Origin of the sequence: Lentilactobacillus senioris (assembly GCF_026798195.1) — a bacterium.
Taxonomy (GTDB): domain Bacteria; phylum Bacillota; class Bacilli; order Lactobacillales; family Lactobacillaceae; genus Lentilactobacillus; species Lentilactobacillus senioris_A.
The window spans coordinates 42087-63911 of the sequence record NZ_JAPQEZ010000007.1 but is presented as its reverse complement, the minus strand read 5'-3'; the positions used below and the strand labels follow the sequence as shown (position 1 = coordinate 63911).

The window sequence follows — 21825 nt, the reverse complement described above, 5'->3', positions numbered from 1 at the left end:
TTTCAAAGGTCTACTACTTGTCGCAAGCGCTTCATATCAGCTCATGACAACTATTTAAATATACCATTTCGTAAGCTTTACGTCAACTACTTTTTTTAATTTCTTTTTTTCATCTCAGCGACTTACGAATCAGCGCATGTATTAATATACCAGCTATACCTAATCGTTGTCAACAAAAAAAGCCATCTTTTTTAGATAGCTTTTAAAGTTTATTCAGCTGAGTTGTCTTCAGGACGCATAGTTGGGAATAATAGCACGTCTCTGATGGATGGTGCATCAGTTAATAACATTACTAACCGATCGATTCCGATCCCCAATCCACCTGTAGGAGGCATACCATATTCCAAAGCTTCGATATAATCTTCATCGATTCCTTCGGCTTCGTCGTTACCTGCTGCTCGTTCAGCAGCTTGGGCTTCAAATCGTTGCCGTTGATCAATTGGATCATTCAATTCTGTAAATGCATTAGCAAATTCATTAGTCAAAATGTACAACTCAAAACGATCAGTAAACCGACCATCTTCAGCATTCTTTTTGGCTAATGGTGAGATTTCTACAGGATGACCATAAATAAAGGTTGGTTGTTCCAGCTTAGGTTGAACCATTTCTTCAAAGAAGGCGTTAATAATATGGCCTACCTTCCAATAACTTTCATAGTGAATACCATTGTCATCGGCTAATTTCTTAGCTTCATCATCAGTCATTGGTTGCCAGAAATCAATACCAGTGTATTCCTTAATGGCGTCTACCATATGTTGCCGTTTGAATTCTTTATTTAAATCTACAGTTTGACCTTGATAAGTGATGATTCCATCATCCGTAACTGCCTTAGCAGCAGCTTTGAAAATTCCTTCAGTTTCATCCATTACATCGTGGAAATCAAAGTAGGCAGCATATGATTCGAGCATAGTAAACTCAGGATTATGCTTAGTATCCATCCCTTCATTTCTAAATACCCGACCAATTTCATAAACACGTTCCATTCCCCCAACGATTAATCGCTTAAGGTGTAATTCAAGCGCAATCCGAAGGTATAAGTCGATGTTTAGCGCATTATGATGAGTGATGAATGGTCGTGCACTAGCCCCACCAGCTTGGTTATGTAGCACTGGGGTTTCTACTTCTAAGAAATCTTCACCATCAAGATAACTACGAACAGCAGTGATGATCTTGCTACGTTTGTGGAAACGATCAAAACTATCTCTATTAGCAATCAAATCCAAATAGCGTTGCCGATAAATTTGTTCTTGGTTTTGTAAACCATGGAACTTATCTGGTAACGGACGCAAAGCCTTAGATAAGAATGTAACTTCTTCTGCTCGAACAGTTAATTCACCAGTATCAGTTTTAATAATTTGACCAGTGATTCCTAGGTGATCACCAATATCGGAACGTTTGAAAATATGGTATTGTTCTTCACCCACGATATCTTTACGAACGTAAATTTGGATTCGACCACTACGGTCCATTAAGTCAGCAAAACCAACTTTACCCTTACCACGTTTAGACATCATTCGGCCGGCGATAGTAACTTTCTTGTCCATTTCCATCAAGTCGTCTTTTTCAATGCTGTCAAATTCATTGTGTAAATCGCTAGCAAGGTGGGTCCGAACAAATCGGTGTCCAAACGGATCGATTCCTTCCTCGCGTAGTTCGTCCATTTTTTGGCGGCGAACCAGCAATTGGTCATTCATTTCTTTATCTTTTTTTGCCACTGTAAGGCCTCCAATACTCCTAATATCTTACTTATCATATCACAAATTAGCGGTCTCTTGTTTCTTTGCTTCTCGATCCGCTAATTTATCTAAAAATCCATCCATCAAATCCTGCATTTCAATAGCAGTTTCAGCATTAACAATCGCTACTTTAGTTCTAGCAGAGCGGGAAATTCCCTTCATGTAGTAACTAATCTGCGTTCTAAACTCTCGACTCGCAGCGTGTTCGCCTTTAAGATCGACCAATCGTTGCAAATGCTCCTTAGCAATTTGAATCTTATCAATTGGGGTGGGCTCTGGTAACAATTCACCGTTTTCTAGATAGTGATTAGTTCTAGACAGCATCCAAGGGTTGCCTTCCACTGCCCGACCAATCATAGCGGCATCGGCTCCGACTTCTTCGATCATCTTCTTAGCGTCTTCTGGAGTTTTAACATCGCCGTTACCCATAAACGGAATTGTTAATTGATCTGCTACCTGCTTTAAAATATCCCAGTCAGCGACGCCAGTGTACATTTGTTTTCTAGTCCGACCGTGCATAGCTACAGCTGATGCTCCTGCTCGCTGAGCCGCCAATGCGTTTTCCACTGCAAAAACGTGGTGCTCATCCCAGCCAGTTCGCATTTTAACCGTAACTGGTTTCTTAACCGCATCCACTACCGCGGCCACCATTTCATAGACTTTATTAGGATCCAATAACCACCGTGCCCCAGCTTCGGTACGAACTACCTTGTTGACTGGGCAACCCATATTAATATCAATAATGTCTGCACTAGTTTTTTGATCTACAAACTTAGCAGCGTTCACCAAAGTATCCTTGTCCCCACCAAAAATTTGAATACTCATAGGATGTTCTTTAGGGTCCACAAACATCATATTGAGCGTTTTTTGGTTCTGGTACATGATTCCCCGGTCCGAAATCATTTCGCAAACCACTAACCCAGCCCCAAATTCCTTACAAATTACCCGAAATGCTGAATTGGTCACTCCCGCCATGGGAGCCACTACCAATTGATTAGGGATGGTGACATCCCCTATTTTCCATTCCACTATTGATACACCTCACTATCAACCGTTGACTAGCTTTGTTTAGCTTTGGCCTCTGCTACGATATCACTTAATTCCTGTTCGTCATAGTGATATTGCCGGTGACAGAAATTGCAAGTCACTTCTAGTTGTTTATCTTCAGCCAAAATAGTTTCCAACTGATCCAATGGCAACCCAGTTAAATCAGCTGCAAACTGCTCTTTCGAACAGTTACACTTGAATTCTACTGGCATCGTGGTTAAAAAGTCCACCTGACCTTCACCAAAAATCAAGTTCAAAATTTCCTCTGGCGTCTGTTCACTTAATAGTAACTCAGATAGTGGTGGTAATTGCTTCAAACGTTGTTCTAAATTAGTAATTGCTTCCTCACTAGCCCCTGGCATTACCTGAATGAGATAACCTCCAGCCGCTCCAATCGAGTTATCATCATTTACAAATACTGAAACCCCGACTGCCGATGGAATCTGTTCTGATTGAGCCATATAAAAGGTGAAATCATCTCCAATTTCCCCAGAAACCAACGGCACGCTACTATTAAACGGTTCACCATTGGCTTGAAGCTTAGTAACTTCTAAGAAACCGTCTCGACCTACAGCTTGGCCCACGTCAATTTTGTGGTGATCATTTAGTGGCAAATGGGTATGGGGATTAGCCACGTAGCCCTTGACTTCCCCATTAGAATTTCCTTCAGTAGCAATTCCGCCTACTGGGCCTCCACCGTTAATTTTAACGGCAATGGAATTACCGGATTTATCACCAGAAGTTGCTAATAATAGCGTTCCGATCAAAGTACGACCTAACGCAGCTGACGCCGCACTCCACGTATCGTGGCTTTCTTGCGCGGTAGTAACGACTTGCTTTGCAGTTACTGCATAAGCTCGAAACATACCGTCTTTGGTTAATGATTTAACTAAATAATCTTTCATTTAAATTCCCTTTCATAACAAAAACGAGCTTGGGTTACGCCCAAACTCGCTTAGTTTCATACTTAATAGTCGTTTGAATCATCGTGATCATCTGGCTTCTTTGGATCCACCAATTCATCAGGCTTTTCAACGTCTTCGTTAGGATCAACAACCCCATCGTCGTTGTCAGCTTTAGCTTGGCGTCCCATTTGAGCTTGTCGTTCAGCTTCTTTTCGTTCTAGTTCTCGTTTGGATTCTTCGAAGGTAGCAGCGTGTTCACTTGGAAATTCGTTGCTATCATCTTCAACAGGCATCTTTCCAGTATTGTAAAGGGAAAGAATTTGTTTTTCGTCCAGAGTTTCGTACTTCAAGAGGGCTTCAGCAATCACCTTATGTTGTTCACGGTGTGCTTCAATGATCTTCTTAGCTTCTTGATGGCCTTCATCGGTGAAGCGGTGAACCTCTTCATCAATTTCAGCAGCAGTTGCTTGAGAATAGCGAGGACCGTATGCTTCTTGATTTGGATTTTCTAATTGAACGTTGCCGAGCTTTTCACTCATCCCATATTGGGTAACCATTGCTCTAGCGAGGTTAGTGGCTTGTTCAAAGTCATTAGAAGCTCCTGATGATTGAGAGTCAAAGATAATTTCTTCGGCAGCTCGACCACCCATCAAACCAGCAATTTGTTCCATTGCATCTTTCTTAGATAGTAACTGTTGATCTTCTCGAGGCAACATAATAGCGTAACCGCCGGCGCGACCACGAGGAACGATTGTAACTTTATGAACTACCCGAGCGTCATTTAAGACTAAGCCCACGATAGTATGTCCGGCTTCATGGTAAGCCACAGTTTGCCGTTCTTGATCAGAAATTACCCGGTTACGTTTAGCTGGACCTGCAATAACGCGGTCTTCGGCTTCATCAACATCAGCAGCATCGATTTGGCGTTTATTTCTTCTAGCAGCCAATAAGGCAGCTTCGTTTAACAAGTTAGCCAAATCGGCCCCGACAAAACCAGGAGTTTGTTGAGCAATTTCATGTAAGTCAACATTGTTAGCCAATGGCTTATTCTTAGCATGAACTTTCAAGATGGCTTCCCGGCCGTTAACGTCTGGACGCCCAACTAAGATCTTCCGGTCAAAACGACCTGGACGAGTCAAGGCAGGATCCAAAACGTCGGCCCGGTTAGTAGCGGCAATGACAATCACACCTTCGTTACCACTAAAACCGTCCATTTCAACTAACAATTGGTTAAGGGTTTGTTCACGTTCATCATGACCACCGCCCATGCCAGCACCACGCTTACGACCAACAGCATCGATTTCATCGATAAAGATAATCGCAGGAGCAGCTTTTTTAGCTTGGTCAAATAAATCACGAACTCGACTAGCACCAACCCCGACAAACATTTCAACGAAGTCAGAACCAGAAATCGAGAAGAACGGAACATCAGCTTCACCGGCTACCGCTTTAGCCAATAGTGTTTTACCAGTTCCGGGAGGTCCCTCAAGTAAAACACCATGAGGAATCGTAGCGCCTAGCGAAGTGAATTTCCGTGGATCTTTCAAAAATTCAACCACTTCAACCAATTCTTGTTTTTCTTCTTCTTCACCAGCAACATCTGAGAAACGTACTTTGTTTTCTTTGCTGTCTGCAGGCTTAGCTTTAGACTTGCCAAAACGCATTACGTTGTTGTTGCCACCGCCCTGTCCACCAGCGCGGCCCATCATCATATAGAAGAACCAGATAAATAGCAACATTGGTAAAACAGTCAATAAGATGTTGACCCAAACACCACTAGATTCTTCTTGTTTGGCATTCATTTTGACGTTGTTTGCTTGAGCTGCTTTGGTAATTTCAGCAATTGAAGAATTATTTTCTAAGACTGTAGCTGAAAATTTCGTAACCGCCTCTGTTTTACTACCACCAAGTAATAAACCGGAGTTTACCTTGGCTTCTTGAGGTTTACGATAATTACCAGTTACCTTATAAACTCCACCAGATGGCTGGATGGAAAAGTCTTTGACTTTATTATCCTTCAAGCTTTGAACAAATTGACTTGATTGTATTTCTTGTGTTTGAGTTCCATTACTGCTTCCGCTGAAGAAGTAAATGACACCCATGATCAACAAGAAAACAACTATATAAAATAGACTATTTTTAAAGAGCCCATTTTTATTTGAGTTCATCGACGCCCTCCTACAAAAAAATTTTCATGTTGATAGTCAAGATACTACCACATTTGACCTTTTTTGACTATTAATTATTTGAATAAATTTCAGGTTTTAAAACTCCAATGTATGGAAGGTTACGATATTGTTCTTTGTAATCCAATCCGTAGCCCACCACAAATTCATTGGGAACCACAAAACCAACGAAATCAGACTCTGCTTCAACCACTCTTCCAGTTGGTTTATCTAACAAAGTACATACTTTTACTTCATTAGCTCCCCGTTTGAGCAGTAGGTCAATCAAATACTTAAGGGTCCGACCAGTATCTACAATGTCTTCTACTAATAAGACATCCCGACCAGTCACATCAGTTGTAATATCCGTTACCAACTGTACTTCACCGCTAGAGGCTAAGCCACCATGATAACTAGAAACATCGATAAAGTCCATTTCCATATACGTATCAGCATTGCGAAGTAAATCAGCCATGAAGAAAATAGAACCTCTTAATACCCCAATTACTACTGGCACACGATCTTGATACTCTGTTTCTAATTCTTTGCCTAATCGTTGGCATGCTTCAGCGATGTCTTGACGACTGTATAAAGTCTTTAAAATATCATTATCCATTAACTTTTTTCCCTCTCAAAATCAATCTTTTTTATCAAATAAACCATAGCTGTCTCCGTCAGAATGTTCTTGGTAGGCTACCTGAACACCAATGACGGCTAGAATCACCTGTTGTTGATTGACCAAAACTTGAATTTGTTGGCGCTTAGGTTTTGGCACTTTTTGGTTAATCAAAGTGCGAGTTATTTTTTGATGTCCACCCTTAACCGCAATGACATCACCACTTTGAACCGGACGAACAGTTAATGGAAAATCGGATGCTCGTAGAGATAAAGTACCTAGCTTTGTAGCTCCTACAATGCTGGAATCTGAAAAAATCCCATAATGGTTATGATCAGTACCTAAATACCACTTATTTAAGTTTACCACAAGCTCTTGAGTTTGCTGATTTTCCTGCCCGTTAATTTCAATTTTTTGGTTAAAAACTAACCGATCATAGTTTCTGATTGCTACCCAATCATTAGGGAGATCAAGTTGAACATACTTACCACTGGCTGACTCTACTAATACCGTTAATTCGTTTACCAAGTTTTGGTTAACATCATTTAGTTTTAGCAAAGTGGTTAATACTTCCGCCACCCAGATTTTGGTTTCGGGTGGCATCGTTTTTCGCAGTAATTTTAGATCCAGTTCAACAAATCGGTCGGTTTGCACCCTGATTGCTTTATTAAGCAAGGGGTGTAACAAAAATGATAGCGCGGCTAAAGAATCCGTCAACTGCTCAGCGTAATTTTGAATATGTTCAGCAGCTTGTAAGTTCTCCGTTTGTAACAGGGGAATTACCTTATGGCGATAACGATTACGGGTGAACTCAAGTTGTTGGTTGGTTTCATCTTCAAACCACTTCAAGTCGTGCTGTAATGCATAATGCTTTAATTCTATCTTACTAAAATCCAACAAGGGACGGATTAGCTGTCCTGTACCTAATGAGCGTCTGGCTGCCATACCAGTTAATTCCGTCAGTTGCCCCCCTCTTGTGAGGTGCATCAAGATAGTTTCCACCTGATCACCTTGATGATGAGCAGTTAACACCTTATTAATCTTTTGTTGGCGCATCTGCTCTTTAAAAAACTGATACCGAAATTTTCGAGCGGCTTCTTCTACCCCAGTGGATGGGTGGTCTTGAATTGGCCAGGTCGCAATAATTAATGGTAACTGTCTTTCTTGACAATACTGCGTCAAAAACTCTGCTTCTTCTTGACTTTGCTCTCTAAGCTGATGGTTAACGTGAACCACCACTACTTTTGGTCCATCTGGCAACCGTTGTAACAAATCTAACAGCACCATTGAATCTACGCCCGTAGAAACTGCCACTAACAGTCGTTCACCTGGTTGCCACCACTGCTTATTTGCGTTTAACTTGCCTAACCGCGTAGTTAGATCCATTCTTTTCCCTCTTCTAATACAAAAGGAGCCAGGCCAATGCCTGCCCCCTTATTTATCAGCTACGACGACCTCCACGGCCACCGCGTTTGCCTTCAGTATTTCGTTTTAAAGTAGCTAATCGATCTTCGCTTTCCTTTAAAAAGCCAGACATCAAATCATCAAAACTTGAGCCTTGCTTACCATTATTTCCGTGGGAGTTATGCTGGCCACGATTCGAATTTGAATGGTTGTTATTGTGTTCCCGGCGGTCATGATGACCGTCGCGATGAGTATCATGATGTTCCCCATTGTGATGAGGGTGACTATCTTCTTTTGGTTTACCTACCGCTTTACGAATAGACAGGCTAATTTTATTATTTTCAGCCTTTAAAACCTTTACAGTTACCTCATCACCAACGCTTAATACATCGTGAATATCCTTAACGAAACCATCCGAAACTTCACTGATATGTACTAATCCAGTTTGGTGGTCACCTAAATCGATAAATGCACCAAAATTAGTAATCCCCGACACTTTGCCGGTTACTTTAGCCCCAACTTCAATTGCCATTTAACCAAGTGTTCCTCCTAAAATATAAGTGTCATAAGTATAGCATACTTTAGTTTTAGACGGAAAAGGATTCTTTAAAATATTCTAATCCTAATCGGCCACAAACAGCTTATTTAAACTGAATACCGCAGCACGGTTTTTCTCTTTTCAGGAGCTACTCTACGTGCATCCGATAAATAAATCTCACGGTGAACATGATTCTTAGGGGTTAATTGATTAGTTTCACAAAACGCTGTTAATTTAGCAAACAACTCACTTTCAGTATCATACGGTCCAATATGCATAACTTGAACTGCTGGACCATCAGTAATAGTTTCAAAGTTCACCTGACTTAGATACATATTAGGCTTTTTACGTTCTACGGCTTGCCGAATAACTTCAAATTCCGTTTCGGTAACTGATTCGGGTTGTCTAATCATAATTTTATACTGCAAATCAGCTTTATTGAATTGACCGGGTGCAGTTGGCGCAGCCGGCAAAGTCCATAAACCTTCTAAGGGATAGACAGTATATTCAAATCCCTGTTGCTTAAGCTTCATTCGGATACCATAAGCTAACGAGTATAACGCTGCAACTCGGTCGCCAAACGCAGATTCATTAGGATCTCCCTGCCCGGTAATCGTTAAAAAGTTAAAGGCTGGGACTTCTAAATACATTGGAGTGGTTTTAGGTAAATATAATTCTTTTTCTGCTTTTCGCCATTCATGTTTCATTCCTTATTCCTCCTAAATTAACAAAAAACGACAGCCTGCCGGCTGCCGTTTTTAAAACTTACTTACTATTAGAAACGTCACTAGCTACTTCGCTGGGAAAGCTGTAAATAGTTTCCCCGGATTTGCTGTAATAATACTTGTCACGAATGATTTTTTCACAATAGTCTTTATCGTTTAACTGTTTAATTTTAGTATTTAACTTCTTTTGAGTTGTTTTTTTCTTAGCAATCTTTTGCTTTTGGGTAGTAATTTGGGTTTGCACGTGAGCTAAATTAGCTTTAGCCTGAATAATTTGCACCGTCGAAATTAACGCTAAAATTCCAAAAAAACTAGCGATTATAATTGCTCGTCGTTTCCGTCGTTGCTTTAACAACGTTTTGGAAGCCTGTTGGGCGTTTAAATTATTTTGTTGTCTTGTGAAATCATTTTCTAAATGATGAATATTATTTCGTCGTGCTACCATAACTTTCCCCTTAGTATATTCAAAAGTATAACGATTACAATTTGAGTATACCAAGTAATTCAGGGGCTGTCTAGACGCCATTAGTTCACTTTATAAAACATTAACAATTATTTATTCTTGCTTGAAATCTTGCGCATATTTTTCACTTAAAATTTCGTACATGTTGGCGGCGTCATCTTTCTTAGTTGTATCAAGGAGTTGACTGACTTTAACCGTCAAAGTTTTATTACCAAATGTGATTTGAACTTCATCACCTACATGAACTTCAGAAGATGATTTGGCTGGTCGCCCGTTAATTGTAATTCGACCTTTATCCGCAATTTCCTTAGCAACTGCTCTGCGTTTCACAATTCGTGATACTTTCAAAAATTTATCTAACCGCATTTTTCTTTACCATCCTTTTTAAAATCGTCTTCATAAATGGAATCGTTAACCATTCGCGTTTGGTCAATAACTTAGCCCGATAGCTTAGTCCTAAAAATTCGACCACCCCTATTGGAACGGTAATGATCAAAATTGCCACTGCCGTTAACCTACCAGTTCCCAAGTACATAGTCAAAGTATTCGCAATAATGCTAACGGTAATCATCATTCCTATGCTAATTGCGAGTAACCGTCCCATTTTGGGAAACTTAAAAATCCGTTTGAGCCATTTTCGCCCTAACCGATTCGCCATTAAAACCATTACTATCAAGGCTAAGACGGTGCTAACACTCGCTCCTAATACCCCGATACTTCTAACCATTAATTTAGTCAGTAGCACTTTAGTAGCTAACCCAGTCAAGACAGCAACCATCATGGGATAAAAACTGCCCACACTTTGCAAGATACTATTTTGAACTAATAAACAAGTAGCAAATACGATGCTAATTCCATAAACTCCTAACACAAAATCCTGGTCGTAAGAAGCAAATAATACCAAGTTAATTTGAGGCATTAATGCGGCCATTCCAGCACTAACTGCCACTGCTAAAAAGATGCTAACGTGGGCTAACGTCTTGGCTCCTCGAACAAACGAAAGTTGATAAGTCTGTTGGTAAAATCTAGTTAATAACGGTAATCCACTAGTAGCAGCGGCCGTCCCTAACACCAAACCGAATTGAACCAACGTTTGGCCCCGATCATAAGCTCCCTTAATATTTTGGGCCATTTGTAATGGCAATCCTTGCCCAATTAAGCCCTTAATCACCGAAAAAGAATCGACTAGTTGGAGCAGTACCATTACTGCCGCCACCAAGCAAACTGTGCCCCCTTCTAGCAACGTTTGCTTTAACAACGCTATTCTTCTAGGCCTTTCAGCTACTATTACTGAATTCTGAGGAGCAACTAACTTTCGTTTAGCAACCAATATAATTATTAACGCAAATGCTGCTGCTATCGGTGCTGACAGCATTGCATTTCGGCCCATGATATAGGGACTAATATGATTATTAGCTGCCCAAATGGCTACTGATAAAATCACAGTTACCCGTACTACTTGCTCCACTACTTGGGAATAAGCGGTGGGGTACATATTGCCAATTCCTTGAAAATACCCCCGTCCCGTTGCTAAAAATGGGGTGAATAAAAACATCCAGCTAACGGCCCGAATTACCGGAGCTAGCTGCCAATCTCCCATCCAACCAGCAATTGTGCGATCACCTAACTGAAGCCCCACAAAAACAATTAGGACTAAGCCCAGTAATATCCACTGAATATCACTTAATACCTTACGATTTAACTGGGGATCATCATTTTGTGCCACCAGATGAGAAATAAACACTGGTAGGCCACTTAATGCTACGGTCATCCCAATGCCATAAATTGGATACACCTGTTGATAGACGTAAAAGCCCACGTTACCAACTAAGTTTTGAAACGGAATTTTGTAAACCGCACTTAATACCTTAGCGATAATTCCGGTAAGGGTTAAAATAGCCGTCCCCCGAACCATTTTTTGCGCACTACTATTCTTCATTACTTTGCGTCTTGGCCCTCCTGATTTTGCCGACGGTAATCGGCTAAGCTAGTCACCAAAATAATTAGTTGATTCAACCAATCCTTCATTTGCGGTTGAATTGTAACTCCCAACACGTAACGACCATCAACTTGATTCACCGTTGCTCGGTATTTTGTTTGAGCAATTGCTTTTAGCACGGTTTGGCTTTCAAACAATTGACTGGCTTCCGGAGCAAAATTAATAGTGAGTTTGGCCCCGTTCTGGCGAATATTATTTACCAAAGCGAAATCGGCATTCATTTTCAACTTAGCAACCGCCAACAAATTAGCAACTGCCTCTGGGTAATCACCAAACCGATCTAATAAATCATCGGTGACTTCATCTAGTTGATCTTGATTTTCCACCTGGCGAATTCGTTTGTAAAGCTCAATTTTTTGTTGACCATCAGCCACATAATCATCAGGTAAGTAAGCTTCCACGTCAATTTCAATTGCCGCATCAGTTTTCTTATCAATTTGCTTGCCTTGTTTTTTAGCGACTGCATCAGACAGCATCTGGGTATATAAATCATATCCCACAGAATCCACAAAGCCGTGTTGTTGTTTACCTAAGAGGTTCCCGGCTCCCCGAATGGATAAATCACGCATCGCAATCTTAAAGCCCGAACCCAACTCGGTAAAATCACGAATGGCTTCTAGACGTTTTTCCCCCACTTCGGTTAGCATCTTATTAGGCCGGTACATAAAGTAAGCATAGGCTACCCGACTACTTCGACCAATACGGCCCCTAAGTTGGTAGAGTTGCGATAGTCCCATCTGGTCCGCATTTTCCACGAACAATGTATTTACATTAGGAATATCCACCCCGGTTTCAATAATGGTGGTAGTCACTAAAACATCGTATTCACCATTAATAAAATCATAGAGGATATTTTCCATTTGAACTTCCGTCATTTGGCCGTGAATATAGGTAATTCGCGCTTCTGGCACCAGTACTTCTAGTTCAGCGACGACTTTTTCAATGTCTTCCACCCGGTTATGCAAGTAAAAAACCTGCCCGCCGCGTTCCATTTCCCGCCGAATACCGTCAATAATGGAACCCGTATTTTGTTCCATGACATAAGTTTGGATCGGATAACGGTTAGCTGGTGGCGTTTCAATCACTGATAGATCGCGCACTCCCATCATTGACATGTTTAAAGTCCGGGGAATAGGAGTAGCCGTGAGGGTCAAGACGTCGACATCCGAACTAATTTCCTTGATTTTTTCCTTGTGTTTAACGCCAAAGCGCTGTTCTTCATCAATAATTAACAAACCTAAATCATGAAACTGAACGTCCTTGGACAAAATTCGGTGAGTACCAACTACCACGTCGACACTCCCATCAGCTAACCCTGCTAATGTATCCTTCACTTCAGCTCTAGTTTGAAAACGGGATAAAACCCGCACTTCAATCGCAAAGTTATTAAACCGGTTCTGCATCGTTTCAAAATGCTGTTGGGCCAAAATAGTAGTAGGAACTAAAAAGGCCACTTGTTTACCCACTTCTATGGCTTTGAAGGCTGCCCGTAAAGCCACTTCGGTCTTACCATAGCCAACATCCCCAACTAGCAAGCGATCCATTGGGTGAGGCCGCTCCATATCATGCTTAATTTCAGCAGTACTACGCAACTGGTCTGCCGTTTCCGAGTACGGAAAGGCGGCTTCAAATTCATCTTGTAAACTATCATCCTTAGGAAAGGCGTAGCCGGGTTCCGAGCTTCGTTTAGCGTAAAGTTCAATCAAGTCATCAGCGATATCCTCAATTTTAGCTGCTACTTTTTGCTTGGTCTTAGCCCATTCGCTTCCCCCTAATTTATTAATTGTAGGGCGCTTATCGTTGCCAGCAACGTACTTTTGGATGAGGTTTAATTGCGTTACCGGAATAAATAACTGGGCATTGTCTCTATAAGTGATAGTGAGATAATCCTGATGCTTACCATCGACTTCCATGGTCTTCATGCCTTCATAACGACCAATTCCGTGATTGACGTGGACTACGTAGTCGCCCGGTTTCAGATCGGAATAGCTTTTGATTCGTTCAGCATTGTTAAATGTTTGCCGTTGGGGGCGTTTTTTAGTCACCTGGCCAAATAATTCTTTTTCGGTCACCACCGCTAATTTAGCACTGGGAATTTCAAAACCACTTTGTAATTGGCCGTGCACAATTTGGACGGTAGCCGGCAAAATATTTTCCAAGTCAGTTTGAGTAACTCCAATTTCAAAATCAGCTAAAGTTTTAGCCACTCTTTGAACGCGTAACTGGTCAGCCACCAAAATCACTACCGTTTGTTTTTGCTTCCGCCAACGGCCCACCTCAGTTTTTAGCAGTGGCATTTGAGAGAAAAACTGTTGCATCGGTCTGGTCGTCATTTCCACAATGGCGCTTAACTTCATCTGCCCAAGGCCTTTTTGGAATAAAGCGATGATTAGTTGAGCGTGTTGATCAGCCTTAAAAACGGTCGCAAACTCATTAGTATATTCTGTTTGGGCTAGTACCCGTTGGTCAATTTGCTGATCAGCTAACCAGTTACCTTGATCAACAGCTAATTGTCGGTTCGTTTCTTGTAAGCGGCCGTAATCGTCAAACCAGGTAATACCATCTGATGGTAAATAATCTAGCAAGGACGTTTTTTCTGGATATAACCACTGAGAAAATAATAACCATTTACTATCGTTTAAGCCCGCTGCCAAATCCACCAACTGAGGCTTTAGATTCTCGTTTAACAATTCAGCTTGATCCGCTTGCTTCATTGCTGCCGTTTGTTTTGCTAATGCGTTAGTGACTTGTTCCACCGTCGTTTGGCGTTGCTCATCAGTCATCAACAGATCCGTCGCCGGTAAAATCGTCACCGTTTCAATATTTTCAATACTGCGTTGATCTGCTGAATCAAAAATACGCATCGAATCCACTTCGGTATCAAAAAAATCAATTCGAACCGGGTACTCGCTGTTCAACGGATAAACATCCACAATCGAGCCTCGAATCGAAAATTCACCGGGAGCTGCTACCATTTTTTCTGGTGAATACCCCATTTGGTGAAGTCTTAGCTTCAAATCAGCAATCTCAATGTCAGAACCAATCTCTAAGTTTATCGCTGAAGCTTGAAACTGTTCTGGAGTTGGTAACAATCGCCGAATACCAGAAATAGTGGTCACTACGATATTAGCTGGCGCACTCTGTAGCTGATGCAAAGCTCGCACCCGCTGAGCCCTAAAATCGGGAGAGCTAGTCGCTAACTCCGCCGCCGGCATCTCTTCAACTGGAAATAAGGATACTTGATCTTCATTAACTAAATTAGTTAAGTCACTTACTAATTGCTCAGCATGAAATAAAGTATCCACCACTACTACCATGGACTTTTGTTGACTTTCAAGCGTACTTGTCATTAACAAAGTAGTTGCCGAGCCATTAATCCCTGTTACCAACTGACGAGATTTGGGCTTAATTTTTTTAATTAACTCTTGATACTGCGGCAATTGAGTAAGTAATTGATCAAATTCCAAAATGGGCCTCCTAGTTATACTTGTTTTCTAAATCCCTAATTGACATCCCGTTTACCCAGTCTAATAGTCCCGCTTCAGCCTTATCAATAGCTTGGTTCAATAGCGGAGTTTGATCGGCAGTGAATTTGCCTAACACATAATCCACCACGCTAACTTGTTTAGGATGTTCAATTCCCACCTTCAAACGGGCGAATTCCTTAGTGCCTAAGTGCTCAATAATGCTCTTAATACCATTATGACCACCTGCTGATCCTTTATCTCTAAACCGAATTTTCCCCAGTGGTAAGTCCATATCATCATGCACGATGATCACATCTTCTACCGCCACGTCGTAGTAGTCCATTAATGGGTGTACCGCCCTACCGGATTCATTCATAAACGTAGTAGGTTCTACTACAATTACTTTATGCCCATCGACTATTCCAATTCCAAATTTGGCTTCCATTTTACGGTTATTTAACAAGATGCCATGTTCATTGGCAAACGCCTCCACCGTCATAAAACCAGTATTGTGACGCGTTTTAGTATATTGTGGTCCAATATTTCCAAGACCCACGATCATTTTCATTATTAATTACTCCTATCGCCAACACAAACAGCCGAACGGCTTTGCGTTCAGCTAATTAGCTTAAATTTTTATCGTCTCATTATAGCATAGCCCAGATTATTTCACTAAATTGACTTCGTCTGATTCCATCCGCCATTCTTTCATGTTATAATGACAAAGGTATCAAAATACTTAACAAGTGAAAGGATGGATTTTATTATGGCTTTAGGTCGTCAAAAAGTCGCCCTAGTTGGTGACGGTGCCGTTGGTTCATCATTTGCCTTTGCAATGATGCAACAAGGAATCGCAGAAGAATTTGTTATTATCGATGTTGTCAAGGAACGTACTGAAGGGGACGCATTGGACTTGGAAGATGCCCAAGTTTTCACTTCTCCAAAGAACATTTACTCTGGTGACTACGATGATTGTTCAGACGCTGACGTAGTTGTTATTACTGCCGGCGCCCCACAAAAACCAGGTGAAACTCGTCTTGACTTAGTTAACAAAAACTTGAAGATTATGCAATCAATCATCAAGCCAATCGTTGACTCTGGCTTTGATGGTATCATCGTGGTAGCAGCTAACCCAGTTGATATTTTGACTTATGCTGCACAAAAATTCTCTGGCTTCCCTAAGGAACGTGTATTCGGTAGTGGTACTTCATTGGACACTAGCCGTTTACAAGTTGCTTTAGGTAAGAAGTTAGGTATTGACCCTCGCGACATCAACGCTTACATCATGGGCGAACACGGGGATTCAGAATTTGCCGCATTGAACGCTGCAACTGTTGGTTCAGTACCATTGATCTCATTGGCTGAAAAAGCTGGTATTTCAATGGATGATTTGCTTAAGATCGAAGATGAAACTCGTAACAAAGCTTATGAAATCATCAACCGTAAAGGGGCTACTTTCTACGGTATCGGTACTTGCTTGATGCGTATTACTAAGGCAATTTTAAACGACGAAAACGCCGTATTGCCTGTTGGCGCACCATTGAACGGTGAATATGGTTTGGATGATATCTACATTGGTACTCCTGCCGTAATCAACGCTTCTGGTGTTGCTCAAGTACTTGAAGTACCATTGAGTGCTGACGAAGCTAAGAAGATGCAAGCTTCAGCTGAAACCTTGAAAAAGACTACTGCTGATGGCTTAGCTAACATGTAAGCTTCTCTTTTAAACGATCGGAATTTATTCCGGTCGTTTTTTTGTGCTGTGAATCACTTATTAAGTATTTTCAATAAATATTTATTTTCTCCATCAAAAAGCTAAATTCAAACTCGTTAACCTCCTATTGGATATGGTATTATAATGAAGAACTGAACAAATCACTGATTGGAGGAATTGTTATGATTTTAAAAAGCTTAATTAAGCCTAAGGATCGTCTTACCACCGTTACTGAAAGTGCCACCTTGGAAGAAGCATTGAAAGTGTTGGAAGATTCTGACTACCGGTGTGTTCCTATCCTAGATGAAACTGGGACTATTTTTCGGGGTAACATCTATAAAATGCATATTTACCGGCATAAAGCTAATGGTGGTGATATGCAATTACCAGTTACCACCCTACTTAAAAACGCCACTAAGTTCATTAACGTTAACTCAGCATTCTTCCACGTTTTCTTCTCCATTAAAGATTTACCATACATCGCCGTATTAGACGAACAAAACAACTTCTACGGGATCTTAACTCATACTAGATTATTGGACATGTTGTCTCAATCCTGGAACGTTAACATTGGCAGTTATGTTTTAACAGTTACTTCTAATGGTGCCCGTGGCGACTTAGAAGATATTACTAAGATCATTACTAAATACACCGCCATTGCTAGTGTGATCACCTTAGACGCTCAAGAAGGAGAACTGCTTAACCGAATTATGTTCACATTGCCAGCTAGTGTTGATCAAGATCGGGTAAATCGGATTATCGCTGCACTAGAACGTAAAGAATTTAAAGTACCTGAAGTAGAAAACCTAAGAGCAGAAAATCAGTAAAAAATATTTACAAGATATTAGAACTGATATTAATAAAAAGGAAGCGACCGAATTGGTCACTTCCTTTTTTATTTATGTACGTTGCGCACTGGCAACGGTGTCATTAATTCCCAAACTAATTTTAAGAGCTTTGTCCACTCGTTTCATAATCTTATCATCTAAGTGAGCGACTCGATCTCGTAAACGTTGCTTATCAATGGTCCGAATCTGCTCTAATAATATTACCGAATCACGTTCCACCCCATCCTTTGCGGAAACCCCCACATGAGTAGGCATTTTAGGCTTTGTAATTCTGGCAGTAACTGCCGCTACAATCACAGTAGGACTGTAGTGGTTACCAACATCGTTTTGAATAATCAAAACTGGACGCATTCCCCCTTGCTCTGACCCCACCACAGGCGAAAGGTCAGCGTAGTATACGTCACCACGTTTAAAAACATTGGAACTCATCTGTTCACCTCCTAATTGCCACTTTAGGATTCATTACCCCAAAAAATTAATCGTTTTGGTTCGCAGTTGGGTTAACACCAACTCCGCATCTTCTTCTGAGTTTGTGAACTCAGCGGTAATTTCTTGATTTAAATTAGCCATTTCTTCATAACCGTCCACCAACGACTTAATTACATCAGGATCGTCGCTATAGCGATCAATAATAAAATCAACAGTGGGCCGCAATAAATCAAATTGCTGATAAAATCGGGCCACACGATTGACGGTTTCAGGACTCACCATAACAGCAAATATACGCTGATTCTGTTCGTCGATCATTTTTGAAATCCCCCATTATTCAGTAATGTATCTCTTGAACAATATTATCATTTTTTTAACAAACATGCACTAAACATATCTATGAGCTAGGCGGGCACTAAAACCACAAATTACGTCATACCCAATAGTATCAATGTACTCAGCAATATCTTCAGCCGTAATTTTTTTATCGTTAGATTCACCCATTAAGACTACCTTGGTACCTGGATCCATTTTATACGGCAAACGCACCATCAGTTGATCCATGCAAACTCGTCCTACAATTTCACATTCATGGCCATCAATTAACACGTGAAACCCTTGTAATCGTCGCGGAACTCCGTCGGCATAGCCAACCGGAATGGTGCCGATCCATTCAGCTTGTTTAGCGGCATAGGTTGCACCATAACCAACGGAGCTGCCAGCAGCAATTTGTTTAGTATATACCAACTGAGAAACAAAACTCATAGCGGGTTTTAAAGGATAAGGAGTGGTAGGAATAGCGTCTCCGGAGGGATTCAGCCCGTAACCAGCCGCGCCTAACCGAATCATATTACTACCACTAAAGTCGTGCCATAAACTAGTAGCCGAATTAGCAATATGCACGTATTTAGGGCGTTGCTTAACTACCTTCATCATTTCTGTAAATCGTTTTTTTTGCAACTCAAAATATTCAGTATCTGGATCGTCCGCCGTTGCAAAATGAGTAAATAAACCTTCCCATTCCATTACGTCGGAATGCTGCTCTAATACCTCAATAGCTGCTTGCAATTCTGCTGCTGTTTGAAACCCAATTCGGCCCATACCGGTATCTAAGGCTAAATGAATTTTAACTTTTTGAGTCACTGGATATAGTTCTAAGACTTCAGCCGCCTTCTCCAACCAATCGCTAGAAGCTGCCGTCAACGAGACATTATTATCAGCAGCTACTTTAACATCAATGGCGTCCCCAATTCCCAGTACCAAGATAGGAGCTTTAGCAATTCCCCCACGGCGTAATTCTAAAGCTTCGTCAATAATGGAAACACAAAAGCCATCAGCACCCGCTCGTTGAGCCACATGAGCCACCTGGATAGCGCCGTGTCCGTATCCATTTGCCTTAACGGTCATAAATAACTCGTCGCCATCCGGCAAATTTTGTTTAGCGTTTTTAATATTTTCATAGATTGCCTGTTGATCAATTATCAACTGAGCAAAACGATGGTTACCAACTGCCATAATATTATCGTCCTTCCCGTTCTAATATGACTTCGGTCATGACCAGCTCTTTGGTGTGTGAAATGGAAATAAAGGCACTACCAGCAAATGGTTGATACTTAAATTCTGGTTGTCCCTTTTCATTATTTAAAATACAGATATCAGCAAAACTAACCTCTGCTCCAATTCCGGTCCCGTAAGCCTTGGTATAAGACTCTTTCGCTGAAAAACGGCCTGCGGCAAACTCCAACTGATGAATTCCTTGACGTTGTTGATATTCGGCTAACTCCTCAATGGTTAGCACCTTGGTTAAGAAATTTGGATGTTGGTTAATTAAAGTCGCAATTCTGTTTATTTCAGTGAGGTCTACCCCAATTCCTACAATCATAACTTTTTTTCCTCGAACTCTAAAAGTGTTAGCCTATATAATACCATAGATTTTAGTTTTGTGCAGTGATCCCATTTATGTCACTTTAATTAACTCCACAAAAAAACTGAAGTCAACAGACTTCAGTTGGGTTAGTGAACTAGTCACCGTTTTTGATGGTAAAGCGACGTTTGTTTCCATCCTTACCATGATTATCTTTGTTATTGCGACGACGGTCACGATCTCTATCGCGATCACGGTTACGACCGCCACCATTACCGCCACGACCTCCGCCGTTACGGTTGCCACCACGGCCACCATTACGGTTACGATCATAATGACGATTACCGCCACGGCCACCACCATTACGGCTGTTGCGACCGCCACCCTTGCCATGACGACGAGGAAGTGGACGTTCTGGGGTAATCTTAACCTTAACATTGTCGCGAGTTGTTTCATTTAATAACGCAGCCACTAAGTCAGTAGCTTCGTATTCTGACAATAACTTGTTAGCCATATCAGCATACTTTTCAGTGTTGGTGTGCTTGATTAAGTCCCCAATTTCACTTTCAGCAGCAGTCAATTGGCCTTCAAAGGCTTCAGCATCCGAAGGTGGCTTCAATGGTAACATCCGCACCTTGGTAAGCTTTTCGATTTCACGCAAGTAATCCATTTCGTTAGGGGTAGCAAAAGTGACTGACACCCCGTGTTGACCGGCACGGCCAGTCCGACCTACCCGGTGAACATAACTTTCTGGATCTTGAGGAATATCGTAGTTATAAACGTGGGTAACTCCAGAAATATCAATTCCTCGAGCAGCCACATCAGTAGCAACCAAGATATCAATCTTACCTTGCTTGAATTCACGCATAATTTGAGTCCGACGTGATTGAGTCAAGTCACCGTGCAAGCCGGCAGCCTTGTAGCCACGCATTTCAAGTCCCTTAGAAACTTCATCAACACGGCGCTTAGTCCGACCAAAGACGATAGTTACTTCTGGTTCTTGAACGTCAAAGAAACGAGTCATAGTATCAAACTTTTCGTATTCTTTAACCCGAACATAGTATTGATCGATTAAGTCAGTAGTAAGTTCTTTGGCCTTAATCTTAACGTGAGTTGGGTCTTTCATGAATTGAACCCCAACCCGCTTGATTTCAGGAGGCATAGTTGCTGAGAAGAGCAAGGTTTGCCGACCTTCTTCAGGAGTTTCCTTGATGATGGATTCGATGTCTTCTAAAAAGCCCATGTTAAGCATTTCATCAGCTTCATCTAATACCAAGAATTTCAAGTGATCAAGGCGTAATGTCTTGCGGTGAATATGGTCTAAAATTCGGCCAGGAGTTCCCACCACAATTTGGGGTTTGTTCTTCAATGAGTTGATTTGACGACGAATATCAGCCCCACCATAAACTACTTGAACCTTTGCATGTTCATCCTTACCTAATCGGTAAAGTTCTTCTTGTGTTTGGATCGCCAATTCTCGAGTTGGTGAGATAACCAACGCTTGAACGTGGGGATCGTTTAAGTCAATTTGTTGTAAAATTGGTAGACCAAAAGCGGCCGTTTTACCGGTACCGGTTTGGGCTTGGCCAATAACGTCTTGGCCCTTTAATACCAACGGAATAGTTTCCGCTTGAATCGGAGTGGCTTCTTCAAAACCACTAGCTTCGATAGCTGATAAAATGCTATCTGATAATCCTAATTCGCTAAACTTCAAAAATGTTTCCTCCTATATATGAAACAATCAGTGATTCCACAGTCAACTAACGAAAAATCCGTCCGTCATGCTTCGTTGGCTGCTTGATCAGATAATTATTAATTACGAAATAACTTGTCTAGTTTACTACTTTAAATACCATTAGGCAACCATGATTATTTAAATAAATCCTTAATTCCTTTGTGGCACCG

20 protein-coding genes are annotated in these 21825 nt (G+C 41.2%); 2 read left to right on the top strand and 18 right to left on the bottom strand.

Annotated features, from left to right (window positions below):
• Positions 1 to 209: 209 nt before the first annotated feature.
• The 13 genes from lysS to pth all read right to left on the bottom strand — a co-directional run bounded on the left by lysS (position 210) and on the right by pth (position 15633).
• Positions 210 to 1694 (bottom strand): lysine--tRNA ligase, encoded by a 1485-nt coding sequence (lysS, locus tag OXT66_RS08555; protein ID WP_056977200.1) that lies wholly within the window; start codon positions 1692 to 1694, stop codon positions 210 to 212.
• A 60-nt stretch (positions 1695 to 1754) separates the two neighbouring features.
• Positions 1755 to 2765 (bottom strand): tRNA dihydrouridine synthase DusB, encoded by a 1011-nt coding sequence (gene dusB / locus OXT66_RS08550; RefSeq protein ID WP_268596952.1) that lies wholly within the window; start codon positions 2763 to 2765, stop codon positions 1755 to 1757.
• A 29-nt stretch (positions 2766 to 2794) separates the two neighbouring features.
• Entirely contained in the window at positions 2795 to 3688 is an 894-nt protein-coding gene (hslO, locus tag OXT66_RS08545; RefSeq protein ID WP_268596951.1) for an Hsp33 family molecular chaperone HslO, read from the bottom strand.
• Between the two features lie 62 nt (positions 3689 to 3750).
• The gene (gene ftsH, locus OXT66_RS08540; RefSeq protein WP_268596950.1) at positions 3751 to 5856 is read right to left on the bottom strand and encodes an ATP-dependent zinc metalloprotease FtsH; all 2106 of its coding nucleotides are present in this window, start codon (positions 5854 to 5856) and stop codon (positions 3751 to 3753) included.
• Between the two features lie 70 nt (positions 5857 to 5926).
• A complete protein-coding gene (gene hpt, locus OXT66_RS08535) occupies positions 5927 to 6469 on the bottom strand; it encodes a hypoxanthine phosphoribosyltransferase (protein WP_268596949.1) in 543 nt (180 codons plus the stop codon).
• 21 nt (positions 6470 to 6490) lie between these two features.
• The gene (tilS, locus tag OXT66_RS08530) at positions 6491 to 7855 is read right to left on the bottom strand and encodes a tRNA lysidine(34) synthetase TilS (RefSeq protein ID WP_268596948.1); all 1365 of its coding nucleotides are present in this window, start codon (positions 7853 to 7855) and stop codon (positions 6491 to 6493) included.
• A 55-nt stretch (positions 7856 to 7910) separates the two neighbouring features.
• Entirely contained in the window at positions 7911 to 8405 is a 495-nt protein-coding gene (locus OXT66_RS08525) for a S1 domain-containing RNA-binding protein (RefSeq protein WP_268596947.1), read from the bottom strand.
• 113 nt (positions 8406 to 8518) lie between these two features.
• Positions 8519 to 9118 carry a GyrI-like domain-containing protein gene (locus OXT66_RS08520; protein ID WP_268596946.1) on the bottom strand — a complete coding sequence of 200 codons (600 nt, stop codon included), beginning with the start codon at positions 9116 to 9118 and terminating at the stop codon, positions 8519 to 8521.
• 58 nt (positions 9119 to 9176) lie between these two features.
• Positions 9177 to 9581 carry an FtsB family cell division protein gene (locus OXT66_RS08515; protein WP_268596945.1) on the bottom strand — a complete coding sequence of 135 codons (405 nt, stop codon included), beginning with the start codon at positions 9579 to 9581 and terminating at the stop codon, positions 9177 to 9179.
• A 111-nt stretch (positions 9582 to 9692) separates the two neighbouring features.
• The gene (locus OXT66_RS08510) at positions 9693 to 9965 is read right to left on the bottom strand and encodes an RNA-binding S4 domain-containing protein (protein ID WP_268596944.1); all 273 of its coding nucleotides are present in this window, start codon (positions 9963 to 9965) and stop codon (positions 9693 to 9695) included.
• Positions 9952 to 11538 (bottom strand): polysaccharide biosynthesis protein, encoded by a 1587-nt coding sequence (locus OXT66_RS08505; RefSeq protein ID WP_268596943.1) that lies wholly within the window; start codon positions 11536 to 11538, stop codon positions 9952 to 9954. The genes OXT66_RS08510 and OXT66_RS08505 overlap by 14 nt, the downstream gene beginning before the upstream one ends.
• Positions 11538 to 15065, bottom strand: a complete 3528-nt coding sequence (gene mfd / locus OXT66_RS08500; RefSeq protein ID WP_268596942.1) for a transcription-repair coupling factor — start codon at positions 15063 to 15065, stop codon at positions 11538 to 11540. The genes OXT66_RS08505 and mfd overlap by 1 nt, the downstream gene beginning before the upstream one ends.
• A 10-nt stretch (positions 15066 to 15075) precedes the next feature.
• On the bottom strand, positions 15076 to 15633 hold the full coding sequence (gene pth / locus OXT66_RS08495) for an aminoacyl-tRNA hydrolase (RefSeq protein WP_268596941.1): 558 nt from the start codon (positions 15631 to 15633) through the stop codon (positions 15076 to 15078).
• A 198-nt stretch (positions 15634 to 15831) separates the two neighbouring features.
• Here pth and OXT66_RS08490 point away from each other — a divergent pair, with 198 nt between their 5' ends.
• Positions 15832 to 16779: an L-lactate dehydrogenase gene (locus tag OXT66_RS08490; protein WP_268596940.1), complete on the top strand. Its 948-nt coding sequence runs from the start codon at positions 15832 to 15834 to the stop codon at positions 16777 to 16779.
• Positions 16780 to 16961: 182 nt separating this feature from the next.
• Positions 16962 to 17606 carry a cyclic di-AMP binding protein CbpA gene (cbpA, locus tag OXT66_RS08485; RefSeq protein ID WP_268596939.1) on the top strand — a complete coding sequence of 215 codons (645 nt, stop codon included), beginning with the start codon at positions 16962 to 16964 and terminating at the stop codon, positions 17604 to 17606.
• A 72-nt stretch (positions 17607 to 17678) separates the two neighbouring features.
• On the opposite strand, the gene OXT66_RS08480 is transcribed toward cbpA, so the two are convergent.
• The 5 genes from OXT66_RS08480 to OXT66_RS08460 all read right to left on the bottom strand — a co-directional run bounded on the left by OXT66_RS08480 (position 17679) and on the right by OXT66_RS08460 (position 21634).
• Positions 17679 to 18056 (bottom strand): type II toxin-antitoxin system PemK/MazF family toxin, encoded by a 378-nt coding sequence (locus tag OXT66_RS08480; protein WP_268596938.1) that lies wholly within the window; start codon positions 18054 to 18056, stop codon positions 17679 to 17681.
• A gap of 33 nt (positions 18057 to 18089) precedes the next feature.
• Positions 18090 to 18374 (bottom strand): hypothetical protein, encoded by a 285-nt coding sequence (locus OXT66_RS08475; protein ID WP_268596937.1) that lies wholly within the window; start codon positions 18372 to 18374, stop codon positions 18090 to 18092.
• Positions 18375 to 18443: 69 nt separating this feature from the next.
• Positions 18444 to 19571 carry an alanine racemase gene (alr, locus tag OXT66_RS08470; protein ID WP_268596936.1) on the bottom strand — a complete coding sequence of 376 codons (1128 nt, stop codon included), beginning with the start codon at positions 19569 to 19571 and terminating at the stop codon, positions 18444 to 18446.
• A gap of 4 nt (positions 19572 to 19575) precedes the next feature.
• Entirely contained in the window at positions 19576 to 19938 is a 363-nt protein-coding gene (acpS, locus tag OXT66_RS08465; protein WP_268596935.1) for a holo-ACP synthase, read from the bottom strand.
• Positions 19939 to 20077: 139 nt separating this feature from the next.
• The gene (locus tag OXT66_RS08460) at positions 20078 to 21634 is read right to left on the bottom strand and encodes a DEAD/DEAH box helicase (RefSeq protein ID WP_056977125.1); all 1557 of its coding nucleotides are present in this window, start codon (positions 21632 to 21634) and stop codon (positions 20078 to 20080) included.
• Between the last annotated feature and the right edge of the window lie 191 nt (positions 21635 to 21825).

Coding starts and splice junctions, on each gene's coding strand:
- lysS (WP_056977200.1), bottom strand. CDS start 1,694: ATGAATGACCAATTGCTGGTTCGCCGCCAAAAAATGGACGAACTACGC.
- hslO (WP_268596951.1), bottom strand. CDS start 3,688: ATGAAAGATTATTTAGTTAAATCATTAACCAAAGACGGTATGTTTCGA.
- ftsH (WP_268596950.1), bottom strand. CDS start 5,856: ATGAACTCAAATAAAAATGGGCTCTTTAAAAATAGTCTATTTTATATA.
- hpt (WP_268596949.1), bottom strand. CDS start 6,469: ATGGATAATGATATTTTAAAGACTTTATACAGTCGTCAAGACATCGCT.
- tilS (WP_268596948.1), bottom strand. CDS start 7,855: ATGGATCTAACTACGCGGTTAGGCAAGTTAAACGCAAATAAGCAGTGG.
- OXT66_RS08525 (WP_268596947.1), bottom strand. CDS start 8,405: ATGGCAATTGAAGTTGGGGCTAAAGTAACCGGCAAAGTGTCGGGGATT.
- OXT66_RS08520 (WP_268596946.1), bottom strand. CDS start 9,118: ATGAAACATGAATGGCGAAAAGCAGAAAAAGAATTATATTTACCTAAA.
- OXT66_RS08515 (WP_268596945.1), bottom strand. CDS start 9,581: ATGGTAGCACGACGAAATAATATTCATCATTTAGAAAATGATTTCACA.
- OXT66_RS08510 (WP_268596944.1), bottom strand. CDS start 9,965: ATGCGGTTAGATAAATTTTTGAAAGTATCACGAATTGTGAAACGCAGA.
- OXT66_RS08505 (WP_268596943.1), bottom strand. CDS start 11,538: ATGAAGAATAGTAGTGCGCAAAAAATGGTTCGGGGGACGGCTATTTTA.
- pth (WP_268596941.1), bottom strand. CDS start 15,633: ATGAAAATGATCGTGGGTCTTGGAAATATTGGACCACAATATACTAAA.
- OXT66_RS08490 (WP_268596940.1), top strand. CDS start 15,832: ATGGCTTTAGGTCGTCAAAAAGTCGCCCTAGTTGGTGACGGTGCCGTT.
- cbpA (WP_268596939.1), top strand. CDS start 16,962: ATGATTTTAAAAAGCTTAATTAAGCCTAAGGATCGTCTTACCACCGTT.
- OXT66_RS08480 (WP_268596938.1), bottom strand. CDS start 18,056: ATGAGTTCCAATGTTTTTAAACGTGGTGACGTATACTACGCTGACCTT.
- OXT66_RS08475 (WP_268596937.1), bottom strand. CDS start 18,374: ATGATCGACGAACAGAATCAGCGTATATTTGCTGTTATGGTGAGTCCT.
- alr (WP_268596936.1), bottom strand. CDS start 19,571: ATGGCAGTTGGTAACCATCGTTTTGCTCAGTTGATAATTGATCAACAG.
- acpS (WP_268596935.1), bottom strand. CDS start 19,938: ATGATTGTAGGAATTGGGGTAGACCTCACTGAAATAAACAGAATTGCG.